This is a genomic window from Salinarimonas sp. (genome assembly GCF_040111675.1).
GTDB lineage: Bacteria > Pseudomonadota > Alphaproteobacteria > Rhizobiales > Beijerinckiaceae > Salinarimonas.
On the sequence record NZ_CP157794.1, the window covers coordinates 5,286,460 to 5,309,330 of the forward strand.

The following is a 22,871-nucleotide window of genomic DNA, read 5'->3' on the forward strand; positions in this document are numbered from 1 at the left end:
GCGGGGCGATTGCGCGCGCACCCCGCGCCGGTCTATCCGACGCATCCGCGACATCGAAGACGGACACCCATGCGCGACGCCTCCAAAACCTCCGCGCCGCTGACGCTCGCGGGCGCGCTCACCGGCGCACGGCTCACCCTGCCGCTCGTGCCCGGCGTGATCGTGTTCGGCACGGCCTTCGGCGCGGCGGCGGCGCAGAAGGGCTTCGACGTCTGGCTGACGCTCTCGCTCTCCGCCTTCGTCTTCGCCGGCGCCTCGCAGATGGTGGCGCTCGAGCTCTGGCGCGAGGTCTGGTCGCTGCCCACCCTCCTCTACCTCATGGCGGTGACGGCGACGATCAACGGGCGCATGGTGCTGATGGGCGCGGCGATCTCTCCGCACATCCGCGGCATGCCGAAGGGCCTGAACCTCCTCAACTTCTTTCTCCTCACCGATGCGAGCTGGCTCGTCGCCACCCGCTATCACGCCGATCGCGGCCGCGATCTCGGCGTCATCCTCGGCGCCGGGGCGACCTTGTGGGTGATCTGGGTCGTCGCGACCCTGCCGGGCTATCTCGCCGGCGCGCTGGTGACGAACCCGCGCGCCTTCGGCCTCGACCTCGTCATGCCGGTGTTCTTCTCGGTGATGCTGGTGCCTCTGTGGAAGGGCCTGCGCCCGGCGATCCCCTGGTTCGTCGCGGGCGCCGTCGCCCTCCTCACCAGCGTCCTCGTCGAGGGCTACGCCTTCATCATCGTCGGCGCGCTCGCCGGCGCGGCCGCGGGAGCCCTCCTCGATGACCGCGCTTGAGGGCCTCCTCGCCGGCCCCGCCGGGGACTACGTCGCCGTCGCGCTGATGACGGTCGCGACCTATCTCTGCCGCGCCTCCGGCATCGTGTTCATGAGCCGGATGCGAATCACCCCGCGGATCGAGCGGGCCCTGCGCGCGCTCCCCGGCTCCATCGTGATCGCGACGATCCTCCCCGTCGCGGCGCAGGCGGGCTTCTCCGCCATTCTCGGCCTCGCCGCGGCGATCGCGGTGATGACGGTCACCCGCATCGAGCTCGCCGGCGTCGCCGCCGGGCTCGCGGCGGTGTCGCTGGCGCGGCTCGTGGGGCTGTGACTCGCCCCGCGCTGTTGCCAAATCGCGCGCGCGGGGTCACATCTCGCATCGACATGAGCGCCCATCCCACCTCCGCCGCCGGATTCGGCGTGTACGTGCACTGGCCCTTCTGCGCCTCGAAGTGCCCGTATTGCGATTTCAACAGCCACGTCCGTCAGGCGCCGCCCGACGAGGCGCGCTTCCTCGCGGCGTTCGAACGGGAAATCGCCTACGCCGCGGGGCTGGCGCCGGGGCGCACCGTGTCGAGCGTCTTCTTCGGCGGCGGCACGCCCTCGCTGATGAAGCCGCAGACGGTGGGCGCGATCCTCGACGCCATCGGCGGCGCCTGGAGCGTCGCGCCGGACGCGGAGGTGACGCTCGAGGCGAACCCGACCAGCGTCGAGGCGACGCGCTTCGCGGGCTACCGCGCCGCGGGCGTGAACCGCGTCTCGCTCGGCGTGCAGGCGTTGAACGACCCGGACCTCAGGGCGCTCGGGCGGATGCACTCCGCCGCCGAGGCGCTGGCCGCCGTGGGCGTGGCGGAGGCGCATTTCGAGCGCTATTCCTTCGACCTGATCTACGCCCGGCCGGGCCATACGCCCGACGCCTGGGCGGCCGAGCTGCGCCGGGCGATCGGGCGGGCGGCCGAGCATCTCTCGCTCTACCAGCTCACCATCGAGCCCGACACCTGGTTCGAGAAGCTCCACCGGGCCGGCAAGCTCGTGATCCCGACGCCGGACGAGGCGCGGGCGCTGTGGGACGTGACGCAGGAGGTCTGCGAGGCGGCGGGGCTGCCGGCCTACGAGATCTCGAACCACGCGCGGCCCGGCGCCGAATCGCGGCACAATCTCGTCTATTGGCGCTACGGCGAATATGCCGGCATCGGCCCCGGCGCGCACGGCCGGCTCGTCACCAACGAGGGCCGCATCGCCACCGCGACCGAGAAGCATCCCGAGACCTGGCTCGAGCGGGTGGAGCGCGACGGCAACGGCGTGATCGACACCGAGGTGCTCGGCGCGAGCGAGCAGGGGGACGAGTACCTGCTGATGGGGCTGCGGCTGTCGGAGGGCGTCGACCCGAAGACCTACGAGGCGCTCTCCGGCCGCAGCCTCGACGCGCGGCGGATCGCCGCGCTCGTCGAGCACGGCATGATCGCGCAGCATCCCGACGGCCGCCTGGCCGTGACGAACGAAGGCTTTCCGGTGCTCGACGCGGTGGTCGCCGACCTCGCCGCCTGAGGCGCGCGGGCGAACCCGTTTCGTCTCCCCGTGCGTATCCCTCTGCGAAGGCACGAGGAGCGCGCATGCCGGAAGCCGAGGCCGTCACGGCCCATCTGAACGCAGTGGGCGTCGCGACGCCGCCGAACCAGATCCACGAGGCCTTCATCGCCTTCGCCGAGGGGACCCTCTCGCAGCGTCGGGACCGGACGCTGTTCCGGCGCATGGCCGGCCGCGCGGGGATCGCGCGGCGCTGGTCGACCTTCCGGCCGACGCACGACGAGCGCCTCGACGAGGAGCGCTTCTTCCGGCGCGGCGCCTTTCCCGGCACGGCGGCGCGGATGCGGCGCTATTCCGAGCACGCGCCGGTACTGGCGGAAGCCGCCGTGCGCGACCTCGCGGCGCGGGCCGATCTCGGCGCCGTCACGCATCTGATCACCGTCTCCTGCACCGGCTTCTGCGCGCCGGGAATCGACCAGCGCCTCGTCGAGCGGCTCGCCCTCGATCCGGACATCGAGCGCATCGCCATCTCCTACATGGGCTGCTCGGCGGCTGTGAACGGGCTCAAGACCGCGCGGCACATCGTGCGCTCGGAGCCGCAGGCGCGCGTGCTCGTCGTCTGCGTGGAGCTGTGCACCCTGCATCTGCAGGAGGTCGACCGGCTCGAGAGCCTGCTCTCGGCGATGCTGTTCGGCGACGGCGCGGCGGCGGCGCTGGTCACCGCCGAGGAGACCGGCTTCGCGCTGGAGAGCTTCCGGGCCGTGACCATCCCGGCGACGCAGGACCGGATCACCTGGGACATCGGCGACACCGGCTTCCTGATGCACCTCTCCGGCGCGGTGCCGCAGGCGATCGCCGAGGCGCTCGAGGCCGAGCGCGCCCGCAACGACCCGCGCGGCGTGCTGGGCGGGCGGCGTCCCGAGGACTACGCCCTCTTCGCCGTGCATCCCGGCGGACGCACCGTGCTCGACGCCGTGGCGCAGGGGCTCAACCTGCCGGACACGGCGCTCGGCCCGGCGCGCGACGTCCTGCGGGAGAACGGCAACATGTCCTCGCCCACGGTGCTCTTCGTGCTGCGCCGGCTCATGGACGCGCGCGGCGCGGCCGGGGAGCCGGGGCTCGGCATGGCCTTCGGCCCCGGCATGGTGGCCGAGACCTTCCGCTTCGCGAGGGCGGCGTGAGCGTGCGCTTCGACGCCTCCGCGCGCGCGCCCGGCCCCGAGCTGATGGACGATCCGGCGGTCGCGCCGGACGTGCTCGCGGCCTGCCTCGCCGACCTCGCGCGGGTGAACACGCTCACCCTCGGCCGCCGCCCCGTCCTCGGCTTCGTCGAACGCGCGGCGCGGGCGCATCCGGGCCGGCGGCTGCGCGTCGTCGATCTCGGCTGCGGCTACGGCGACACGCTGCGCGCCCTCGCGGCGCTGGGGCGGCGGCGCGGGCTCGCGCTCGATCTGGAGGGGATCGACCTGTCGCCGAACGCCGTCGCCGCCGCCCGCGCCGCGACCGATCCGGCGGACGCCGTCGCCTACCGGGTCGGCGACGCGCTGGCCGAGGAGGGCGCGCGGCCGGACCTGATCGTCTCGTCCCTCGTCGCCCACCATCTCGCGGACGCCGACATCGTCGCGCTGCTGGACCGCATGGAGCGGCGCGCCGGGATCGGCTGGCTGGTGAACGACCTGCGCCGCTCGCGCCTCTCCTTCCACGGCTTCCGCGCGCTCGCGGCGGCGATGCGCTGGCATCCCTTCGTGCGTCACGACGGTCCGCTCTCCATCGCCCGCGGCTTCACCGAGGCCGACTGGCGCAGCCTCGCGGCGGCGGCCGGCCTCGACGGCGCCGTCGCGATCCGGCGGCGCTTTCCGTTCCGGCTGACCGTCGAGCGCCTGCGGGAGGCTCCGCGATGAGCGGCGCGGACGTTCTCGTGATCGGCGGCGGGCCGGCGGGCGCGGCGGCGGCTTTGCGCCTCGCCCAGGGCGGCCTCGACGTGATGCTGGTGGAGCGCGAGGCGGGCCCGCACGACAAGGTCTGCGGCGAGTTCGTCTCCGGCGAGGCCTGCGCGATGCTGGACGGACTCGGCCTCGCCCCGCCGGCCCCCGAAGCGCCGACGATCGATCGGCTGACCCTCGCCGTCGGGCCGCGCACGGCGGAGGCGCCGCTGCCGTTCCGCGCCTGCGGCCTGAGCCGGCGCGTGCTGGACGAGGCGCTGCTCGCGGCGGCGGCGCGCGCGGGCGTGCGGCTCGTGCGCGGGCTCGCCGTCCGCGGCCTCGATCGGGGCCCGGGTGATCTCTGGCGCGCCAGGCTCGCGGACGGGACGACCTGCGCGGCGCCCCGGGCTGTCCTCGCGGTCGGCAAGCGCGACCTGCGCGGCCACGCCCGCCCGCGTCCCGCGGACGCGGATCTCGTCGGCTTCAAGACGCATCTCGCCCTCCCGCCCGCGGGCGCGGCGCGCCTGTCCGGGCGCATCGCGCTCGTGGCGTTCGCAGGCGGCTATGCCGGCCTGCAGCTCGTCGAGGGCGGCCGGGCCAATCTCTGCCTCGTCGCCGACACCCGCCTGGTGCGCGCCGCGGGCGGCGGGCTGGAGGGCGTCGTCGCCCGGGTCGCCGGCGAGACGCCCGTCCTCGCCGATGCGCTCGCGGGCGCCCGCGCCCTGCACGAACGGCCCCTCGCGATCGCGAAGATCCCCTACGGCTTCGTGCATCGCCCGGCGGCGGACGATCCGCCAGGGCTCTACCGGGTCGGGGATCAGGCGGGCGTGGTGCCGTCCTTGTGCGGCGACGGCCTCGCCATCGCGCTGCATGCCGGCCTGCGCGCGGCCGGGGCGATCCTGGCGGGCGAGGATGCGCGCGCGCACCACGCGCGGCTCGCGGCGGAGATCGGCCCTCAGATCGGGCGGGCGCGGCTCCTGGAGCGGCTCGGGCGCGGCGCGCTCGGGCGTCGCCTCGCCGTCGTCGCGGCGACGCTCGCGCCGGCGCTCGTGGCGCGCGCCGCGGCTGCGACGCGGGTCCCCGAACGCGCCTGGCGCAGTGCGATCACCAGTCGGTCTCCATCACCTGGATCGCCGCCGGCGTCATCAGGACGGCGAACAGCACCGGCAGGAAGAACACGATCATCGGCACCGTGAGCTTCGGCGGCAGCGCGGCGGCCTTCTTCTCGGCCTCGTTCATGCGCTGGTCGCGGCTCTCCTGCGCGAGAACGCGCAGGGCCTGGCCGATGGGGGTGCCGTAGCGCTCGGCCTGGACGAGCGCCTGCGAGACCGCCTTCACGGTCTCGAGCCCGGTGCGTATCGCCAGGTTCTCGTAGGCGAGCCGGCGGTCGTTGAGATAGGCCATCTCGGCGCTGGCGAGGGCGAGCTCCTCGGCGAGCGCGACGGAATTCGGCCCGACCTCGAGCCCGACGCGCTTGAAGGCCTGCTCGATCGACATGCCGGCCTCCACGCAGATCAGCAGGAGATCGAGCGCGTCGGGCCAGGACCGGCGGATCGAGAGCTGCCGCTTGGCCTTGGCGTTGGAGAGGTAGATCTCCGGCGCCTTCACGCCGACATAGGCCGCCACCATTACGATCGCCAGCCGCAGCAGCGGCGGCAGGCCGAGATCGGCGACCACGAACAGGTACAGGGCCGCGAGCGCGCACAGGCCGATCGGGGTCGCGAGGCGGAAGAACAGGAAGGTGTACTCGGCGCGCTCGCCGCGGAAGCCCGCCTGCATGAGCTGCATCTTCGCGGATTCGGTGCCGAGCCAGTCCGAGAGCTTGAAGCGCTCCACGATCTCCTTGATGCGCGCCTGCGGCCGCTGCCGCAGGGAGCCGCGGCTGCGATCCGCAGCGATCCGGTCGCGCTCGCGCGCCCGGATCCGCTCGCGCTCCACCGCCACCGCCTTCATGCGCTTGTCGAGATTGTCGCCGCTGACGAGCGGCATGGCGAGCGAGTAGACGGTGGCTGCGGCGGCGATCATGGCCAGCGCCGTGGCCAGCAGGTTGGTGTCCATCGTCTCGCCTCAGATCTCGAAGTTGATCATGTTGCGCATCACCAGCACGCCCATCGCCATCCACAAGGCGCAGCAGCCGAGCACGATCCGGCCCAGACCCGTCGTCCAGAGCAGCGAGATGTAGTCGGGGCTCGTGAGATAGGTGAGCAGCGCGACGAGGAAGGGCAGCGAGGCGATGATCGCCGCGGAGGCCTTGGCCTCCATGCTCATCGCCTTGATCTTGCCCCGCATGCGCCGGCGCTCGCGCAGCACCCGCGACAGGTTGCCCAGGGCCTCGGAGAGGTTGCCGCCGGCCTTCGACTGGATGCCGATGGCGATGGCGAAGAAGTTGGCCTCCGGGATGGGCACGCGCTCGGCCATCTTCTGGATCGCCTCCGACAGCGGGATGCCGATGGCCTGCGATTCCATCACGTGGCGGAACTCGGTCCGGATCGGCTCGCGGGCGTTGATCGCGATCTCGCGGATGCAGTCCCCGAGGGGAAGGCCCGAGCGGATGCCGCGCACGATGATGTCGATGGCGTTGGGAAGCTCCTCGATGAAGCCGGCGATGCGCTTCTTCGCCCGATGGCCGAGCAGCCAGCGCGGCAGGCCGAAGGCGCCGACGAAGCCCGCGAGACCCGCGACGAGCAGGCTGCGCGTGAGCAGCAGGCCCAGGAGCGCGAGCACGACGCCGAGCCCCGCGCTCAGGAGGTAGAAGCGCGACGGCGGCCAGTCGAGCCCCGCCCGCGCGAGGCGCTGCTCGATCGTGACGCGGTTCTGCGCGTTCTTGCGGGCCTCGACCTCCTTGAGGCTCTGGGCGATCTGCTCCCGGCGGTTCTGGCCGCCCCCCGTCACCCGCTCGGTCCGCACCGCCGGACCGCGTGCGACGAGCGCGCGCTGGCGCTTCTCGGCGCGGCGATCGCCGGAGAGGATCGGATAGACGAAGACCCAGGCGAGGCCGCCGACGGCCGCCATGATCATGGCCGCGGCGACGAGCGTGTTCATGTCCATCGCCGGGGGCCTCTCATTCCTGCGCCTCCGAGACCTCGAGCTTGTCGAGGGCGGCGGCGAGCGCGGTCTCGCAACCGTAATAGCGGGCCCTCTCCCAGAAGCGCGGGCGGCCGATGCCGGTGGAGCGATGGCGGCCGATCAGGCGCCCGTTCGCGTCCTCGCCGACGATGTCGTAGACGACCAGATCCTGGGTGATGATGACGTCGCCCTCCATGCCCACCACCTCGGTGATGTGGGTGATCCGCCGCGAGCCGTCGCGCAGGCGCGCCGCCTGGATGATCACGTCGATGGAGGAGACGATCATCTCGCGGATCGTGCGAGAAGGCAGGGCGAAGCCGCCCATGGTGATCATCGATTCGATACGCGACAGGCACTCGCGCGGCGAGTTGGCGTGCAGCGTGCCCATCGAGCCGTCGTGGCCGGTGTTCATCGCCTGCAGCAGGTCGAAGGCCTCCGGCCCGCGCACCTCGCCGACGATGATGCGCTCGGGGCGCATGCGCAGGCAGTTGCGCACGAGGTCGCGCATCGTCACCTGGCCCTGGCCCTCGAGGTTGGGCGGGCGCGTCTCCAGGCGCACCACGTGCGGCTGCTGCAGCTGCAGCTCGGCGGCGTCCTCGCAGGTGATGACGCGCTCGTCGTGCTCGATGTAGTTGGTCAGGCAGTTCAGCAGCGTCGTCTTGCCCGAGCCCGTGCCGCCGGAGATGACCGTATTGCAGCGGACCCGGCCGATGATCTTGAGGATGTCCGCGCCCGGCGGCGCGATTGCGCCGAACTTGGTCAGCTGGTCGAGGGTGAGCTTGTCCTTCTTGAACTTTCGGATCGTCAGCGTCGGGCCGTCGAGCGACAGCGGCGGGGCGATGACGTTGACGCGCGAGCCGTCGGGGAGGCGCGCGTCGCAGATCGGGCTCGACTCGTCGACCCGGCGGCCGACCTGGCTGACGATCCGCTGGCAGATGTTCATCAGCTGCTGATTGTCGCGGAAGCGGATGTTGGTCAGCTGGATCTTGCCCGAGACCTCGATGTAGGTCTTGTTCGCGCCGTTGACCATGATGTCGGCGATGTCGTCGCGGGCGAGCAGCGGCTCGAGCGGGCCGTAGCCGAGCACGTCGTTGCAGATGTCCTCGAGCAGCTCCTCCTGCTCGGCGATGGACATGACGACGTTCTTGAGCGCGATGATCTCGTTGACGATGTCGCGGATTTCCTCGCGCGCCGAATCCGCCTCGAGGCGCGCGAGCTGCGCGAGATCGATGGCCTCGATCAGCGCGCCGAAGACCATGCTCTTCGTCTGGTAGTACTTGTCCGACTTGTGGCGCTCCTCGACGACGAGCGGCTTCTCGATCGCCGCCTTCGGCTCGAGCGACGTCGCCGGCGTATAGCCCGGGTCGGGCAGGACGGGGACCGCCTGCGGCGCCGGAGCCGGCGCCCCGTCGCCCGGATCCTTCGCGAGCGGCACCACCGGCGGCGCCGCTCGGGGCATCGTCGCCGGCTGGGCTCCGCCTTGAGATCGCTTACCGAACATCGCAACTCGTCTCCCCGTCGGAGGCCTCAGGACGCCTTGCGGCGCGTGAGCTTGGACAGGATCGGCTCGAGCATGGTCCTGCGGGCGCGACGCTCACCGGTGCGGCCGACCACGGCGCCGGCGAGATCGTTGAAGAGCTCGGCGCAGCGGGCGTTCGGCTGCATCTCGGCGATCATCTGGCCATTGTTGGCCGCCGTGCCGAACAGCTGCGCGTCGAACGGAAGCACGGCCGCGAGGTCGAGCCCGATCGCCTTGGCGAAGTCGGAGGGGCCGATCTCGGGGCGCTTGGGGATCGCGGCCTGATTGAGGACGACCTTCGGTGGGCGATCGTTCGGGCGCGCCTGGCGGAGCAGGTCCACCAGGTTCTTGGCGTTGCGCAGCGAGGCGAGCTCGGGCGCCGCCACGATCACGATCTCGTCGGACGAGACCAGAAGCCGGCGCGACCATGCGGTCCAGACGTGCGGCACGTCGAGGACGATCGCCGGCGTCGACGCGCGCAGGATGTCGAGCAGGTTGTCGAAGGCGGTCTCGGTGAGGTCGCAGGTGCGGTCGAGCAGGGCCGGCGCCGCGAGCAGGCTGAGCTTGTCCGAGCATTTCGACAAGAGCCGGTCCACCATGTTGGCGTCGACCCGCTCGGGCGCGAAGATGGCCTCCGCGATGCCCTGCGGCGGGTCCTGGTTGAAATCGAGCCCGGCCGTGCCGAAGGCGATGTCGAGGTCGACGATCACGGTGGACATGTCGAGCTTGCGCGACAGCGCCCAGCCGACATTGTGCGCGACCGTGGAGGCGCCGACGCCGCCCTTGGCGCCGACGACGGCGACGGTGCGCCCGAGCGGCGGCGCGCCGGGAGCCGCGAACAGGCCGGAGATCGCCCGCACCACCCCGAGTGCGTCGATCGGGGCGATCAGGTAGTCGCTGACGCCGCGGGCGATCAGCTCGCGGTAGAAGGTCACGTCGTTGACGTGGCCGATGACGATCACCTTCGTGCCCGCGTCGCAGACTTCCGAGAGGGCGTCGAGCTGGCCGAGGAACTCGCCCTGGCTCTGGTGGCGCGTCTCGAGCAGCACGACGTTGGGCGTCGGCGCCTGGGCGTAGGCGGCGGCCGCGGCGGGCGCGCCCCCGGTCTGGACGCGCACGTGCGCCTTCTGCATGCGTCGGTCGAGCGCCGCCGCCTCGACGGCCGCGGCGAGGTCCGCCGTCTCGCAGAAGGCCTGCATGGTGATGCGCGGAACGGGAGGGATCATCTCGTCGCGCACGGGGATCTCGGTCATTGCGACATCCTCTTTCGCTGCGCTCAGTCTTCGGGGAAGGAGGTGGCGGGATATTCCGCCGCGCGCACCGCCCGGACGTCGGGGAGCCGCGCGTTGACGTCGATCGGCGTCGCGGTGCGCGCCCGGACCAGGTCGACCGGGTCGGCGACCTGGGCGGCGACGTTGTTCTGCGTGGCGCAGCCGTGGTTCCAGTGCTGCTCGTTGCGCAGGTTGAAGCCCGCGTCCGAGACGCCGAGGTCCTGCGGCCACAGCCCGCACCGGCTCTGGACCCGCGCGTCGAGCTGGCGGAACGAGAGGCGGATCGCCGCCGCGAGCTCGGCATTGGCGGGGCGGTAGCCCGACACGGAGAGATAGCCGGCGGGAACCCCGGCCGCGGCGAGCGTCGCTCTGACGCTCTCCAGCGTGCGCCGGGTCCCGATCTCGTCCCCGCCTTCGGGCACCTGCACGTGGAGCGCGCCGCTGCCGCCGTCGCGATAGCGCGCCGCGAAGGCGGCGACGTCCGTGCGCTGGCGCGGATCGAGGCCCACGCCCCTGATCATGACGTCGAGGACCGCAGGCGTCTGCGTCAGCGCGATCGGGTGGCGCTCGCGGTAGTCGGCGGGATAGGTGGAGCCGGTCTGGACGACCCGGTCGGCGCAGGCGCCGAGCGCCGCGAGGGCCCCGACGAGGAACAGGCGCCCGGCGAACGCGGCGGCGGTGCGCCGGCCGGTGCGGGGTTCGACTTGTGCGGTTCGCGCCATTCGTGTGGTCCTTGCTCGAAAGGTCTCGGCTCGAGAGTCTCGTCGTCAGTCCGCGATGAAGCCGAAGGTGCCCCTCAGCCCGATCGGATCGACCGGGCCCGCCGTGCCGTAGATCTGGTTCAGCCGCCCGAGCAGGACCGTCTGGGGATCGTAGGCGTCGACGAAGCCGTCGTCCGGCCGCGCCACCTCCGTCGGCTGCATGGGCTGCGCGATGTAGGGCGTGACGAGGATCATCAGCTCGGTCTCGCGCCGCTCGTAGGCGGTCGACCGGAACAGCGCGCCGAGGATCGGCACGTTGAGGAGGCCCGGAAAGCCGTTGACGCGCCGGTCCATGCGCTGGCTGAGCAGGCCCGCCGTCATGATCGTCGCGCCCGAGCCGAGCTCCAGGCTCGTCGCGGATTCACGCGTCTTGAAGCCGGGGTAGGGCGAGCCGCCGATCTCGACCGAGACGCTCGGATCGATTTCGCGCACCCGGGTCGCGACGCGCAGCGAGATGCGCCCGCTGGAGAGCACCACCGGCGTGAAGGAGAGGTTGACGCCGAAGTCGAGGAGCTCGATGCCGCACTCGAGGGTGGCCCCGGTGCCCGAGCAGCTGCGGATCGGGATCTGGCCGCCGGCCTGGAAATCCGCGGTCTCGCCCGAGATCGCCACGAGCGTCGGCTCGGCGAGGACCCGCAGCAGGCCCACGCTCTCGAAGGCGTCGAGGGTGGCCTCGAGGCTGAAGCCGCCGCCCTGAAGGCCGGCGCGCACCTCGCCGCCCGTGCCGGACGAGCTCAGGGTCAACCCTTCGAAGCCGCCCACGGGGTTCGGCGTCCAGCCCGCATTGGTCTCGATGCCGAAGCGCTTGAGCACGGAGCGCTCCACCTCGACCACCGTCACCCGCAGCATGACCTGGTCCTCGCCGCCGATCGTCAGCGAGTTGACCACCGCGCCCGCCGTGCCCTCGGAGACGCCGACGAAGGCCTGGGCGATGTCGACCGCCCGCTGGGCCTCGAGCGCCGAGGAGACGGCGCCCGTGAGCACGATCGATTCGCCCGCCGCCTGGACCTCCACGGTCGAGCCCGGCAGGGTGCGGCGCAGCGTGTCGCGCAGCGCCACGAGATCGCGGCCGACATCGACGTCGAGCGAGGCGATCTGCCGCCCCTCGGCGTCGAAGGCGAACACGGAGGTGGCGCCGGCGGCCTGCCCGATGAGGAAGATCTTGCGGGTCGAGCGCACGACGGCGTTGGCCACGGCGGGATTGGCGACGAAGACCTCCCGCGCGTCCGCCGGGAGCTCCACGATCACGGACTTGCCCACCGCGACGTCGACCCGGCGCGCCACGGCGCCCTCTCCCGCGCCGATCCTGACGATCGGCGCCGAGGAGGCGACGTGCGGCGCGACGATGCCGGGCGCGGCGCGATCCCAGTCGGCGGCCGGCGCGGCGGTCGGCGCGGCGCCGAGCCCGAGGATAAGCGCGGCGCTCGCCAGCGCCGTCGCGAGAGGCCGCCGCGGCGGCGTCGGCCGCATCGCCTGAACGGAAAGGGACTCGAACGGGGGCATGGGCGCCTCTCTCACGGGATCGGGCTCGAGCGCGGGATGCCGAAGCGCACGATGGTCAGGCTGTCCGCTTCCTCCTCGACGGCCTCCTCCTCCGCGCTCGGCGAGGCGTCCGCGAGGCTGCGCAGGACGAGGGAGAGCTGGCCGGTGCGCTGGGCGAGCGTGACGAACTCCGCCTGGGCGGGCGTCAGCTCGAGCGTGGCGGTCTCGCCGTCGACGAAGGCGTTGCCCTCCTCGTCGAGCTCGACGTTCTTGCCGATGGCGAGGACGCGGACGTTGCGCAGGATCGTCTCGGAGACGTGCACGTCCGTCTCGAGCTGCTGCGAGGCGGTCTCGTCGCGATAGGTGGAGATCACGTCGACGCGGTCGTTGGGGAGGACGAAGCCGCCTGCGGTGCTCGATCCGCGCGAATCGATGGAGATGGCGACGGCGCGCATGCCCGAGGGCAGCACCGCCGACAGGAAGCCGCCGCTCTCGGACCGAACCAGTCGCTCGCGCCGGATCGGCTCGCCGGCGAGCACGCCGGCCCGGGCGATGGCGCCGGTGGCGACCTCCATGCCGTCGTCGGCGGTGATGAGGCCCTCCGGAAGGGCGTCGGCCGGCCAGTCCTGCCAGCGCAGATCCTGCTCGGTGAGGGTCTGGCCCATCGGAATCGCGGCGGCCGCGACGAGGACGGAGGTCATGTCGAGGGCCGGTGCCGGCGCCGCGACCGGGACGGGCTCGGGAGCCGGAGGCGGATCGGAGCGCATCAGGATCATCGCCCCGGCGCCGGCCGCCAATGCGAGTCCCAGGACTGCCAGCTGTGCTCGTCTCATGGTTCGAAGTCCGCGTGCTGCGAGAATTGCTCGCGTCGGACTTCATCAGCGAATCGTCAACTTATGGTTAATCGATCCTATCGAACCGTTGGGCAATCGATTACGTGGGGAAGGCCAGTCGCCAAACGGGCAGCGCGGGGAGCGCCGCGAAGGCGCTGCACGCGAGCGCGACGCCGTAGGGAACGCCGGCGCGCGGGTCGTGCAGACGCGAGACCCAGCCGACGCGGGCGAGGGCGAGCGGCAGGGGGAAGCGCCTCATCAGGACGAGCGCGAGGGTCAGCCCGGCGCCGAACATCGCCGTCTGGAACAGGTAGGCCGGCAGCAGGGGCCAGCCGATCCACAGCGCGATCGCCGCGGCGAGCTTGGCGTCGCCGCCGCCGATCCAGCCCATGGCGAAGAGGAGAAAGGTGCCGGTCAGCACCGCCGCGAAGGCGGCGAGGTGCCAGGCGAGCGTCTCCAGCGACAGGCCGGAGAGGGGGGCGAAGAGAGCGAAGGCCCCGAGAAGGGCGAGGCTCGCGCGGTTGGGGATCGTGTAGGACGTCAGATCGCTGGCGGCCGCGTACAGAATCGTGCCCGCGAACGCGGCGAGGACGACGATGGCGGGCAGCTGGTCGATCATGACCGGAATCCTTCGCGGGACGAGGCCGTCAGGTTTGCGGGTCCGCCGCTCTCGTGTCCTCGAAGCCCGCGACCAGGGTCTCGAACACGCCCGAGAGGACCGGCACGAGCGGGGGAAGCGAGGCCATGATCGCCAGGACGATGATCACGGCGATGAGCGCGTATTCCGTCGGCACGGAGCCGTCGGTCAGGTGCGCGAAGCGGCGGGCGAGGCGCAGCATGGGACGCGCTCCAAAGGGCTGCGGAGCCTCCGCCGACGGTCTCGGCAGAGGCCCCGGAAGCGATCGCGTGCGGCGATCGCGATCAGTCGCGGGCGTCGTTGTCGGTGCGCGCGGTGCTCAGCTCGGTCTGAACCGCGTCGAACGTCAGCGCCAGCTCGGTGCCGAGCACGTTGAGGACGGCGATGAGGCCGACGGCCACGATGGCGGCGATGAGGCCGTACTCGATGGCGGTGGCGCCCGACTCGTCCTTGACGAAGCGCTTGAACAGGTTGGTCATGGGTGTGCTCCTCGTTTCGACTTCTGCTTCGACACGCGGCCGGCGGTCTCGCTTCTGGCGCCGGGCGGCGATGTGCTCACCCTAGGCGAGGACATCTTGCCGCGAAGTTAAATCGCGCAAGCATTCCCAAATACATCGTGATTGTAGATCGGATGGTTAATCTTTTATCTGCGTGCAACGTTATCGAAACGATTTGAAAGTCAGCTGTGCCGGAACGGGAATCGGACAGTATTTGTTGGTCAACCCGAATTTACGCTTCAGGCGACGACGACCTTCGTCTGTCGCAGGTTGAGCCGATCGCAAGTGGAGCGCAATGGGCCTTCCGGCTCGCTGCGAGTTGATCGACCGCGGCACGGCAAGTCGAGCCGGTCGCGTTCAGACAATCTTCACCAATTTCCGCTGTCTTCGAGGCGTTGATAGTCTCTCACGCACGGCTCGAGCGCCTGCCGCCGGCCGGCGGGTACGAAGAGAAACGGACCATGCGCATGCGCAGCGATCGCCCGCCTCACCGTCATCCGCGCCGCCTCGCAGCGTCGGTGGCGCGCGTCGCCGCGCTGTCCCTCGCGATCGGCGCGGGGTCGGTCGGCGCCGCGCAGGCTCAGGAGGCCATCCCCGTCCCGAGCCCCGACGCCGAGGCGGGGGCGGCCGCGATGGCGCCCGCGCCTCGCATCCTCGCCGTGACCGCCCCCGTGCAGCCGTCGCCCGAAGGCGATCCGGCGGCCGGCGCGGAGGCCTCCATGCGCGCGCGGGGTCCGTCTCTCGACGTGCTCGAGGTCTATCTCGATCACGCCAAGGTCATCCGCCTGCCCGAGCGCGCGCAGACGGTCATCGTCGGCAATCCGTTCATCGCCGACGTGACGGTCCAGCGAAACGGCATCCTCGTCGTCACCGGCAAGGCCTATGGCGCGACGAACCTGATCGCGCTCGATCCGGACGGCCTGCTCCTCGCCGAGAGCATGATCAGCGTGAAGGCGCCCGCCGATTCCGTGGTCGTGGTGCAGCGCGGGCTCGCGCGCGAGAGCTACAGCTGCACGCCCGGCTGCCAGCCCTCGCTGAGGCTCGGGGACTCGGCGGAGTATTTCGGCGCCGTCGGCGCCCAGGCGACGCAGCGCAGCGAGCTGGCGGTCGGGCGCTGACGCGGATCGCGCGAAAACACGCCCATCGTCGCAAGGGTCGAGAAATCTTTTTTCGCTAAATCGTCTCGGCATCGCGGCGCGATGCGCGCCCGCGCTTGTCGAGGAGGTCGAGCGATGTGGGCCAAGCCAGCGGAACACGCCCCCTCCCGGCGCCGGAACCGGCGCCTGTTCGGCGTTCGCGCGATCAGGCGGCTGCGACGCTGCGAGGACGGCTCGACGGCGATCGAGTTCGCCTTCGTCTCCGTGCCGTTCTTCGCGCTCCTCTTCGCGATTCTCGAGACGGCGCTCGTCTTCTGGACGACGCAGGTGCTCGAGACCGCGGTGACGGACGCCTCGCGCCTGATCTACACCGGCCAGTTCCAGGACCAGCACGCGGCCGCCACGCCCGAGGAGATGCGCACGGCCTTCCGCGACGAGATCTGCGCGCGCGTCGTCGCCTTGATCTCGTGCTCCACCATGCTCCAGGTCGACGTGCGCCGCTTCGGCGATTTCGGCTCGGTCACCGTCGATCCGCTGATCGACGGCGAAGGCGCCTTCTCGTCCGACGCGTTCGGATTCCAGGCGAGCGGCGAGCGCGAGGTCGTGGTGGTGCGGGCGGCCATCGAATATCCGGTCTTCGTGACCCTGCTCGACGCGTCGCGGGCGAACCTCGCCAACGGCCGGCGCCTCATCGTGGCCTCCGCCGCGTTCCGGAACGAGCCCTTCGGCCAATAGGAGAGCGCATCGTGAGCAGAGCCCATCGCCTCCTCGCCCGTCGTCTGCGCGACTTCCGCGCCGCACGCGCCGGCGTCGCCGCCATCGAGTTCGCCTTGATCCTGCCCGTCATGGTGCTGCTCTATCTCGGCATGACGCAGGTGACGCTCGGCCTGAACATGGATCGCAAGGTGACGATCCTGTCGCGCACGGTGGCAGACCTCGTGGGCCGCGATCGCGACGTGAGCGCGGCCGAGCTCGACGAGATCATCCGCGCCGCGACGGTGGTGCTCGAGCCCTACGATCCGACCCCGGTCACGATCGTTCTCAGCAGCGTCTACGTCACGCAGCTCAAGGACGGCAGCCTGGAGGGCCGCGTCTGCTGGAGCTACGCCAACGCCAACGGCGTCGCACGGGCGCGCGAGGCGATCATGCCGATCCCCGTCGGCTTCGATACGGCCCAGACCTCCTACGTCTTCGCGGAGGTGGCGCTGCCCTACGAGCCGGCCTTCTCGCCCGACGCCTTCATGAAGAAGATCACGCTGAGGGACGATACCGCCTGGCCGGTGCGCAACGCCGCCGAGGTGGCGTTCTCCGGGCGCACCTGCCTGTGAGGCGACACGTTCAGCGCGTCCCGAACATGCGGTCGCCGGCGTCGCCGAGCCCCGGCACGATGTAGCCGTGGTCGTTCAGGCGCTCGTCGATCGCCGCCGTCCAGATGCGCACGTCGGGATGCGCCTCCTGCATGCGGGCGACGCCCTCGGGGGCCGCGAGCAGGCAGACGAAGCGCAGGTCGCGGGCGCCGCGCTGCTTCAGCCGCTCGATCGCCGCCACCGCCGAGTTCGCCGTCGCCAGCATCGGGTCGAGCACCATCACCAGCCGGTCGGCGAGGTCGGACGGGGCCTTGAAGTAATATTCGACCGCCTGCAGCGTCTCGGGATCGCGGTAGAGGCCGATATGGGCCACGCGGGCGGAGGGCACGAGATCGAGCATTCCGTCGAGGAAGCCGACGCCGGCGCGCAGGATCGGCGCGAAGACGAGCTTCTTCCCGGCGATCTGCGGCGCCTGCATCGGCGCGAGCGGCGTCTCGACCGTGACGTATTCCAGCGGCAGGTCGCGCGTGACCTCGTAGCAGAGCAGCATGCCGATCTCGTTGAGCAGCTGCCGGAAGCCCTTCGTCGAGCGTTCCTTGGCGCGCATCAGGGTGAGCTTGTGCTGGACGAGCGGGTGATCGACGACGGTGACGCCCTGCATGATCCGGATCCCTTCCTGACGGCCGTTGCTGACGCTCTCTCCTAGCCGAAGCGCGAGGGGATGGGAACGGCGCGCGGCGTCGCCGTCCACCCGTTCATCTCCCGCTCAGGCGGACGGGCTTAAGGACGGCTCTCGTGCACGAGGCGAACCGTCCGGGCGGTCCCGGCGTTCGGCCCGCACCGTCCGCTCGAGGAAAGGATGGACAGCCATGGCGCAAGGAACCCATGCCGCCACCCAGGCCGCCACATACGCGGCCTGCGGGCGCGCGCTGCTCGCCGCCCTGGTCGGCGCGGTCGCGCTCCTGATCGCCGCGACCGACCTCGCCGCCGCCGCGCCGGCGCGCACGACGGCCGATCTCAACCTGCGTACCGGCCCCGGCACGCAATATCGCGTCATCCTGGCGATGCCGCGCGGCAGCCTCGTCGACGTGGGCCGGTGCGTGCCGCGCTGGTGCGAGGTCTCCTATCGCGGCCGCGTCGGCTGGGCGTCGAGCCGCTACCTGCGCCAGGGCGGACGCCCGGGGCCGGTCTATCCCGCACCCGCGCCTGCGCCGGTCTATCCGGGAACGCCCTTTCCGTTCCCCTTCCCGTTCCCCTTCCCGGACGTCGATCCGCGCCCGGACTATCCGACGCGGGGGATCTGCCGCGAGCGGCCGGCGCGCTGGCTGATCGGCGAGCGGGCGACCGAGCGCCGCCTCCAGGCCGCCCTCGACGCCTCCGGCGCGCGCCGGCTGCGGGTCGAGGAGCCGGGGCGGTTCTACACGCAGGACTATCGTGAGGACCGCCTGACCGTGACGGTGAACCGCCGCGACATCGTCGTCGACGTGGAGTGCCGGTGACGGGCATCCGGGAGCGCGGCGTCAGATGACGTTGCGCTCCACCACGCGCCGCCCCTCCGCGATGCGGGCGAAGGCGAGATCGGACAGGTCGAGGGTCGCATAGCGGCCCTCGACGATCAGCTCGGCGAGCCCGCGCCCGACGGCGGGGCTCTGCTGCAGGCCGTGGCCGGAAAAGCCGTTGCAGAGGAGGAAGTTCTCCGGACCGTGCGGCGCGGCGGGGCCGATGAGCGCGTTGTGGTCGAGCGCGCACATGTCGTAGGGCCCGGCCCAGGCCGCGCCCGGCCGGATCGCCTCGAAGGCGGGCACGCGCGCGGCGAGCGCCGGCCAGATCCGCTCCTCGAAATAGGACCAGTCCACCGCCTGCGTCGCCGGGTCGTCGTCGCGCCAGGCGAGGCCCTCGTCCTCCGCCGCGCCCGGCGAGACGCCGCAGATGAAGCGCCGTCCGTCCGCCGTCTCGCCTTCGGGGCGCACGTAGACGCCGGTCGTGTCGATCATCAAGGGGCAGTTCGGCACGTCGCCGCGGCAGGCGAAGGTGAAGACGTAGCGCCGCCGCGCGAAGACCGGCAGGTCCACCCCCGCCTTCGCCGCGAGGGTGCGCGCGCCCGCGCCGGCGCAGTCGACCAGCGTCCCGCAGGCGATGCGCGCGCCGTCGGCGAGGACCGCGTGCGTGATATGCGAGCCCTCGCGCACGACGCCGGCGACCTCGCCCGCGACATAGAGCGCGCCGAGCGCCTTCGCCTTGCGCCGGAAGGCCTGGAGCAGGCCCCAGCCGTCGAACCAGCCCTCGCCCGAGAGGCCGAGCGAGCCGAGGACGACATCGTCCCCCGGGTTCAGCCAGGGAAAGCGCGCGACGAGGGCGGCGGGATCGAGCAGCGCCACGTCCGCGCCCTCCGCGACCTGGACGGCGTGGTTCGCACGCAGCACGTCCGCGCCGGCTTCGGTGGCGAGATAGAGGTAGCTGCCCTCCCTCAGGCCGATATCGCAGCTCTCTCCCGGAACGCCCAGGTGCTCCTCCAGCGCCCGCAGGAAGCGGATGCCGTGGAGCGAGATGCGCACGTTCACCGGCTGCGAGAATTGCTGGCGGATCGACGCCGCGGAGAGCGCCGAGGCGGAGCGGGCATAGGTCGGATCCTTCTCGACCACGACGACCCGGCCGGAGAAGCCGGGATGGGCGAGCAGGTGATAGGCGAGGGAGGAGCCCATGGCGGCTCCTCCGACGATGACCACGTCGGCGCTGGCGGGAAGGGTCACGGGCGTGCGGTCCGGTTGGTCGGCTAGGAGGCTGTCCAGCTAATTCGTTCTGCGACGCGAGTGCGTTTCGTTCGCGGGACGCGTTCGCCCCGTCTCATCCGGCCGGCCTCGGTCGGTTGTGAGCGGCGACGAGCTTCGCGATGTTGTGAGCGGTGCAGACGAGCGCCCATTCGGCCCTGACGGCGCCGAGGCCGCGCAAGAGGAGCTGGCGCATCCCGCGATCCTGCTTGATCTGCCCGAAGACGGGCTCGACGACCTGCTTGCGCAGCCTGTAGCGGCTGCGCCGCCCGGCGCGGGCGAGCGTCTCGGCCATGGCCCGGGTCAGGGGTGATTTCGAGAGGCGCCGCTCGGTCGCCGGGACCCCGGTGGCGTGCTTGGCGCGGCCGACGGCGACGTAGGCGCGGATGCGGCGCGCCTTCAGGGCGCCGAGGTTCGCCTCCGAGCAGAAGCCGGCGTCCGCCGAGATCTCGCGGGGCTTGGCTCCGAGATTGCGGCGCACGGCGTCCACCAGGGGGACGAGGGCGTCGACGTCGCCCGGATTGCTCTGGAGGCGGTGGGCGACGATCACCTGGTGGGCGGCGTCGACGGCGATCTGGGCGTTGTAGCCCTGGATGAAGCCGTCGCGGGTCGGCTGGATGCGGCTGTCGGGGTCGGTGAAGTTGCGCTGCGCCTTGTCCGGCGGGCCGCCGTCGGGCGCGCGCTTGGGCCGCCCGCGATCCTGCATGCCGCTGGAGGGACCGGGGCCGTCCTCGTCCTCGCCGCCCGCCGGCGCCGCCGCCTCGGCCTCCAGCGCGGCCTTGGCCGCCCGGATCCGCTCCAGCCGGCGCAGCTTGTCCGCCGCCCAGTCCGGCATCTCGTCCCCGCGCCGCTCGCCGTGCGCGGCATCCTCCTCGCGGTCCGCCGTCTCGGCCCGGTCGAGCCAGCCCGCCACCGCATCGGCCAGCGCCGGCTCCGCGCTCTTCATGCGGCCATAGCTCATCGCCTTGTGCCGCGAGGCGTTCGCCTTGATCTTCGTGCCGTCCAGAGCGACGTGCCCGAGCTGCACCAGTCCCGCCGCCCGGCACAGGCGCAGCACCTGCTCGAACAGGCGCCCCAGCGCCTTGAGATGGCGCTTGCGGAAGTCCGCGATCGTGCGGAAGTCCGGCCGCTGCAGGCCCGTCACCGCCATGAAGTCGACCCGCTCCTCGCAGGCTCGCGCCAGCTGGCGCGAGGAGTAGACCCCGCGGCTGTAGCCGTACAGCAGAAGCGCCACCATCATCGCCGGATGATACGGCGGATAGCCTCGCAGCTCGATGTAGGCGCTCAGGATATCCCGCAGATCCAGCCCCTCACGCACCGTCTCGCGCACGAAGTGCGCCGCGTGCCCAGGCGGGACGAAGTCGTGAATGGACGGCGGCAGAAGCCAGCTCTGCTCGACATCCCAGGGGCGAAACGTCTTGCTCGTGCTCATGAAACAAGAGAATCACGACCGGATTCCCACGTCCAGAAAATTACTCGGACAGCCTCCTAGGGACGGGAGCTTCGGGCTGTCATCCCGGGCGCCGAACGGCGACCCGGGACCTAGACGCGCCGACGCCTGTTTCGCGGCCCTCGGGCCGCGTCGCGCGACACGATAGCATCGAACGTGGCGCGACGAGCGCGGCAAGCGCGCTCGAGCAACGGTCGAGGTGATGGGTCCCGGGTCCGCTTCGCGGCCCGGGATGACGGTTCCTCGCGTGGCGAGAGCATCGCACGACCTCTCAGCTCCCCTTCTGCAGCGCGGCCTCGCGCAGGCCCGCGAGCGTCGCCGTCGGCGTGATCGTCTCGGGGTCGATCAGCAGGTGCAGGATCGCCGGCTTGCCCGAGGCGACGGCCCGCTCGAAGGCGGGCGCGAACTCTTCCGTGCGCGTCACCATCTCGCCGTGGCCGCCGAAGGCGCGGGCATAGGCGGCGAAATCCGGGTTCTTCAGCGCGGTGGCGGTGACGCGGCCGGGATATTCGCGCTCCTGATGCATGCGGATCGTGCCGTACATGCGGTTGTCGACCACGATGACGACGATGGGCAGATCGTACTGCACCGCGGTGGCGAATTCCTGCCCGTTCATCAGGAAGCAGCCGTCCCCGGCGAAGGCGACGACGGTGCGCTCCGGATGGAGGCGCTTGGCGCCGACGGCCGCGGGCGTGCCGTAGCCCATCGAGCCGGAGGTCGGCGCGAGCTGCGTGCCGTAGCGGGTGAACCTGTGGAAGCGGTGGATCCAGGTGGCGTAGTTGCCCGCGCCGTTGCAGAGGATCGCGTCCTCCGGCAGGACCTCGGCGAGGTGGGCCATGACCGCGCCCATCTGCAGGTCGCCCGGATGCGTGATCGTCCGCGGGTCGGACCACGCGAGATAGGCCGCGTGGGCCTCCTCCGCCGCGCCGGCCCAGGGGATCGTGGCGGGCGGCTGGACGCCTTCGAGCGCCGCGGTGAAGGCGGTCGGCGCGGCGTTGATCGCCAGACGCGGCCGGTAGACGCGGCCGAGCTCCTCCGCGTCCGGATGGACGTGGACGAGCTCGACGCCCGGGTCGGGAATGCCGAAGAGCGCGTAGGATTGGCTCGCGATCTCCGAGAGTCGCCCGCCGACGGCCAGCACGAGATCGGCCTCGCGGATGCGGGCGAGAAGCTTCGGGTTGACGCCGAGCCCGAGATCGCCGGCGTAGCAGGAATGGTCGTGGGAAAACAGCATCTGCCGGCGGAAGGTGCAGGCGACCGGCAGGTCGAAGCGCTCGGCGAAGCGGGTGAAGCGCGCCACCGCCGCCTCGCTCCAGCGCGCGCCGCCCAGGAGCGCGATCGGGCGCTTCGCCGCCCAGAGCAGCTTTTGCAGCTCCGCCATCTGCGCGAGGCCGGGATGCGTCTCGACGGGGGCGTAGGCCGGCGCGTCGGCGACGGCGGCCTCTTGTGTCAGCATGTCCTCGGGCAGCGCGATCACGACGGGGCCGGGGCGGCCGGACGTCGCGACGTGGAAGGCGCGCGAGACGATCTCCGGGATGCGGGCGGGATCGTCGATCTCGGTCGCCCATTTGGCGATCGTGCCGAACACGGCGCGGTAGTCGAGCTCCTGGAAGGCCTCGCGCTCCTTCATGTCGCGGGCCACCTGGCCGACGAAGAGGATCATCGGCGTCGAATCCTGCCGCGCGATGTGGAGCCCCGGCGAGGCGTTGGTCGCGCCGGGCCCGCGGGTGACGAAGCAGATCCCCGGCCGGCCCGTGAGCTTGCCTTGCGCCTCCGCCGCCATGGCCGCCCCGCCCTCCTGGCGGCAGACGGTGATCGCGACCTGCGCATCGTGCATCGCGTCGAGCGCGGCGAGGTAGCTCTCGCCGGGCACGCAGAACACGTGCCGGGCGCCGTGGACGAGAAGCTGGTCGACGAGGATCTGCCCGCCGGTGCGCGAAGGTGTGGTCATGGGACGGCTCCGAAGC

The 22,871-nt window shown here is 71.7% G+C and carries 24 protein-coding genes; 10 read left to right on the plus strand and 14 right to left on the minus strand.

What is annotated here, in order from left to right; all coding sequences use genetic code 11:
- Nucleotides 1-69 precede the first annotated feature (69 nt).
- The 6 genes from ABL310_RS24610 to ABL310_RS24635 all read left to right on the plus strand — a co-directional run bounded on the left by ABL310_RS24610 (nucleotide 70) and on the right by ABL310_RS24635 (nucleotide 5,412).
- Complete coding sequence (locus tag ABL310_RS24610; RefSeq protein WP_349369623.1) at nucleotides 70-786, plus strand: AzlC family ABC transporter permease; 717 nt, start codon at nucleotides 70-72, stop codon at nucleotides 784-786.
- Entirely contained in the window at nucleotides 773-1,099 is a 327-nt protein-coding gene (locus ABL310_RS24615) for an AzlD domain-containing protein (RefSeq protein ID WP_349369624.1), read from the plus strand. Before ABL310_RS24610 ends, ABL310_RS24615 begins: the two co-directional genes overlap by 14 nt.
- 53 nt (nucleotides 1,100-1,152) lie before the next feature.
- Nucleotides 1,153-2,316, plus strand: a complete 1,164-nt coding sequence (gene hemW / locus ABL310_RS24620; protein WP_349369625.1) for a radical SAM family heme chaperone HemW — start codon at nucleotides 1,153-1,155, stop codon at nucleotides 2,314-2,316.
- Nucleotides 2,317-2,381: 65 nt separating this feature from the next.
- Nucleotides 2,382-3,476 (plus strand): type III polyketide synthase, encoded by a 1,095-nt coding sequence (locus ABL310_RS24625; RefSeq protein WP_349369626.1) that lies wholly within the window; start codon nucleotides 2,382-2,384, stop codon nucleotides 3,474-3,476.
- The gene (locus ABL310_RS24630) at nucleotides 3,473-4,195 is read left to right on the plus strand and encodes a methyltransferase domain-containing protein (RefSeq protein WP_349369627.1); all 723 of its coding nucleotides are present in this window, start codon (nucleotides 3,473-3,475) and stop codon (nucleotides 4,193-4,195) included. The genes ABL310_RS24625 and ABL310_RS24630 overlap by 4 nt, the downstream gene beginning before the upstream one ends.
- The gene (locus ABL310_RS24635) at nucleotides 4,192-5,412 is read left to right on the plus strand and encodes an FAD-dependent oxidoreductase (RefSeq protein ID WP_349369628.1); all 1,221 of its coding nucleotides are present in this window, start codon (nucleotides 4,192-4,194) and stop codon (nucleotides 5,410-5,412) included. Before ABL310_RS24630 ends, ABL310_RS24635 begins: the two co-directional genes overlap by 4 nt.
- On the opposite strand, the gene ABL310_RS24640 is transcribed toward ABL310_RS24635, so the two are convergent.
- The 10 genes from ABL310_RS24640 to ABL310_RS24685 form a co-directional block, all read right to left on the minus strand.
- Nucleotides 5,321-6,274 carry a type II secretion system F family protein gene (locus ABL310_RS24640; protein WP_349369629.1) on the minus strand — a complete coding sequence of 318 codons (954 nt, stop codon included), beginning with the start codon at nucleotides 6,272-6,274 and terminating at the stop codon, nucleotides 5,321-5,323. The two genes, ABL310_RS24635 and ABL310_RS24640, sit on opposite strands and share 92 nt — an antisense overlap.
- A 9-nt stretch (nucleotides 6,275-6,283) precedes the next feature.
- Nucleotides 6,284-7,264 (minus strand): type II secretion system F family protein, encoded by a 981-nt coding sequence (locus ABL310_RS24645; RefSeq protein WP_349369630.1) that lies wholly within the window; start codon nucleotides 7,262-7,264, stop codon nucleotides 6,284-6,286.
- Nucleotides 7,265-7,277: 13 nt separating this feature from the next.
- Nucleotides 7,278-8,783 carry a CpaF family protein gene (locus ABL310_RS24650; RefSeq protein ID WP_374730352.1) on the minus strand — a complete coding sequence of 502 codons (1,506 nt, stop codon included), beginning with the start codon at nucleotides 8,781-8,783 and terminating at the stop codon, nucleotides 7,278-7,280.
- Between the two features lie 26 nt (nucleotides 8,784-8,809).
- Nucleotides 8,810-10,054, minus strand: a complete 1,245-nt coding sequence (locus ABL310_RS24655; RefSeq protein ID WP_349369632.1) for an AAA family ATPase — start codon at nucleotides 10,052-10,054, stop codon at nucleotides 8,810-8,812.
- A gap of 23 nt (nucleotides 10,055-10,077) precedes the next feature.
- Nucleotides 10,078-10,794, minus strand: coding sequence for a CpaD family pilus assembly protein (locus tag ABL310_RS24660; protein ID WP_349369633.1), 717 nt, complete (start codon nucleotides 10,792-10,794; stop codon nucleotides 10,078-10,080).
- A gap of 45 nt (nucleotides 10,795-10,839) precedes the next feature.
- Entirely contained in the window at nucleotides 10,840-12,303 is a 1,464-nt protein-coding gene (locus ABL310_RS24665; RefSeq protein ID WP_374730419.1) for a type II and III secretion system protein family protein, read from the minus strand.
- A gap of 44 nt (nucleotides 12,304-12,347) precedes the next feature.
- Complete coding sequence (gene cpaB / locus ABL310_RS24670; RefSeq protein WP_349369635.1) at nucleotides 12,348-13,148, minus strand: Flp pilus assembly protein CpaB; 801 nt, start codon at nucleotides 13,146-13,148, stop codon at nucleotides 12,348-12,350.
- A 100-nt stretch (nucleotides 13,149-13,248) separates the two neighbouring features.
- Complete coding sequence (locus ABL310_RS24675) at nucleotides 13,249-13,767, minus strand: prepilin peptidase (RefSeq protein WP_349369636.1); 519 nt, start codon at nucleotides 13,765-13,767, stop codon at nucleotides 13,249-13,251.
- 28 nt (nucleotides 13,768-13,795) lie between these two features.
- Nucleotides 13,796-13,987: a Flp family type IVb pilin gene (locus tag ABL310_RS24680; protein WP_349369637.1), complete on the minus strand. Its 192-nt coding sequence runs from the start codon at nucleotides 13,985-13,987 to the stop codon at nucleotides 13,796-13,798.
- A gap of 82 nt (nucleotides 13,988-14,069) precedes the next feature.
- Nucleotides 14,070-14,264, minus strand: coding sequence for a Flp family type IVb pilin (locus ABL310_RS24685; RefSeq protein ID WP_349369638.1), 195 nt, complete (start codon nucleotides 14,262-14,264; stop codon nucleotides 14,070-14,072).
- 650 nt (nucleotides 14,265-14,914) lie between these two features.
- Here ABL310_RS24685 and ABL310_RS24690 point away from each other — a divergent pair.
- The 3 genes from ABL310_RS24690 (at nucleotide 14,915) to ABL310_RS24700 (ending at nucleotide 16,707) form a co-directional block, all read left to right on the plus strand.
- Nucleotides 14,915-15,400: a pilus assembly protein N-terminal domain-containing protein gene (locus ABL310_RS24690; RefSeq protein ID WP_349372124.1), complete on the plus strand. Its 486-nt coding sequence runs from the start codon at nucleotides 14,915-14,917 to the stop codon at nucleotides 15,398-15,400.
- 114 nt (nucleotides 15,401-15,514) lie between these two features.
- Complete coding sequence (locus ABL310_RS24695; RefSeq protein WP_349369639.1) at nucleotides 15,515-16,114, plus strand: TadE/TadG family type IV pilus assembly protein; 600 nt, start codon at nucleotides 15,515-15,517, stop codon at nucleotides 16,112-16,114.
- An 11-nt stretch (nucleotides 16,115-16,125) separates the two neighbouring features.
- On the plus strand, nucleotides 16,126-16,707 hold the full coding sequence (locus ABL310_RS24700) for a TadE/TadG family type IV pilus assembly protein (RefSeq protein ID WP_349369640.1): 582 nt from the start codon (nucleotides 16,126-16,128) through the stop codon (nucleotides 16,705-16,707).
- A 10-nt stretch (nucleotides 16,708-16,717) separates the two neighbouring features.
- Here the strand turns inward: ABL310_RS24700 and upp are convergent, their stop codons facing one another.
- Nucleotides 16,718-17,347 (minus strand): uracil phosphoribosyltransferase, encoded by a 630-nt coding sequence (gene upp / locus ABL310_RS24705; RefSeq protein WP_349369641.1) that lies wholly within the window; start codon nucleotides 17,345-17,347, stop codon nucleotides 16,718-16,720.
- Between the two features lie 208 nt (nucleotides 17,348-17,555).
- Between upp and ABL310_RS24710 the strand changes: the two genes are divergently transcribed.
- A complete protein-coding gene (locus tag ABL310_RS24710) occupies nucleotides 17,556-18,185 on the plus strand; it encodes an SH3 domain-containing protein (RefSeq protein ID WP_349369642.1) in 630 nt (209 codons plus the stop codon).
- Between the two features lie 21 nt (nucleotides 18,186-18,206).
- Here the strand turns inward: ABL310_RS24710 and ABL310_RS24715 are convergent, their stop codons facing one another.
- From ABL310_RS24715 to ABL310_RS24725, 3 genes are all read right to left on the minus strand, one after another.
- Nucleotides 18,207-19,436: an FAD-binding oxidoreductase gene (locus ABL310_RS24715; protein ID WP_349369643.1), complete on the minus strand. Its 1,230-nt coding sequence runs from the start codon at nucleotides 19,434-19,436 to the stop codon at nucleotides 18,207-18,209.
- A gap of 94 nt (nucleotides 19,437-19,530) precedes the next feature.
- On the minus strand, nucleotides 19,531-20,886 hold the full coding sequence (locus ABL310_RS24720) for an IS1182 family transposase (protein ID WP_349368221.1): 1,356 nt from the start codon (nucleotides 20,884-20,886) through the stop codon (nucleotides 19,531-19,533).
- Nucleotides 20,887-21,175: 289 nt separating this feature from the next.
- Complete coding sequence (locus ABL310_RS24725) at nucleotides 21,176-22,855, minus strand: thiamine pyrophosphate-binding protein (protein WP_349369644.1); 1,680 nt, start codon at nucleotides 22,853-22,855, stop codon at nucleotides 21,176-21,178.
- Nucleotides 22,856-22,871 lie beyond the last annotated feature (16 nt).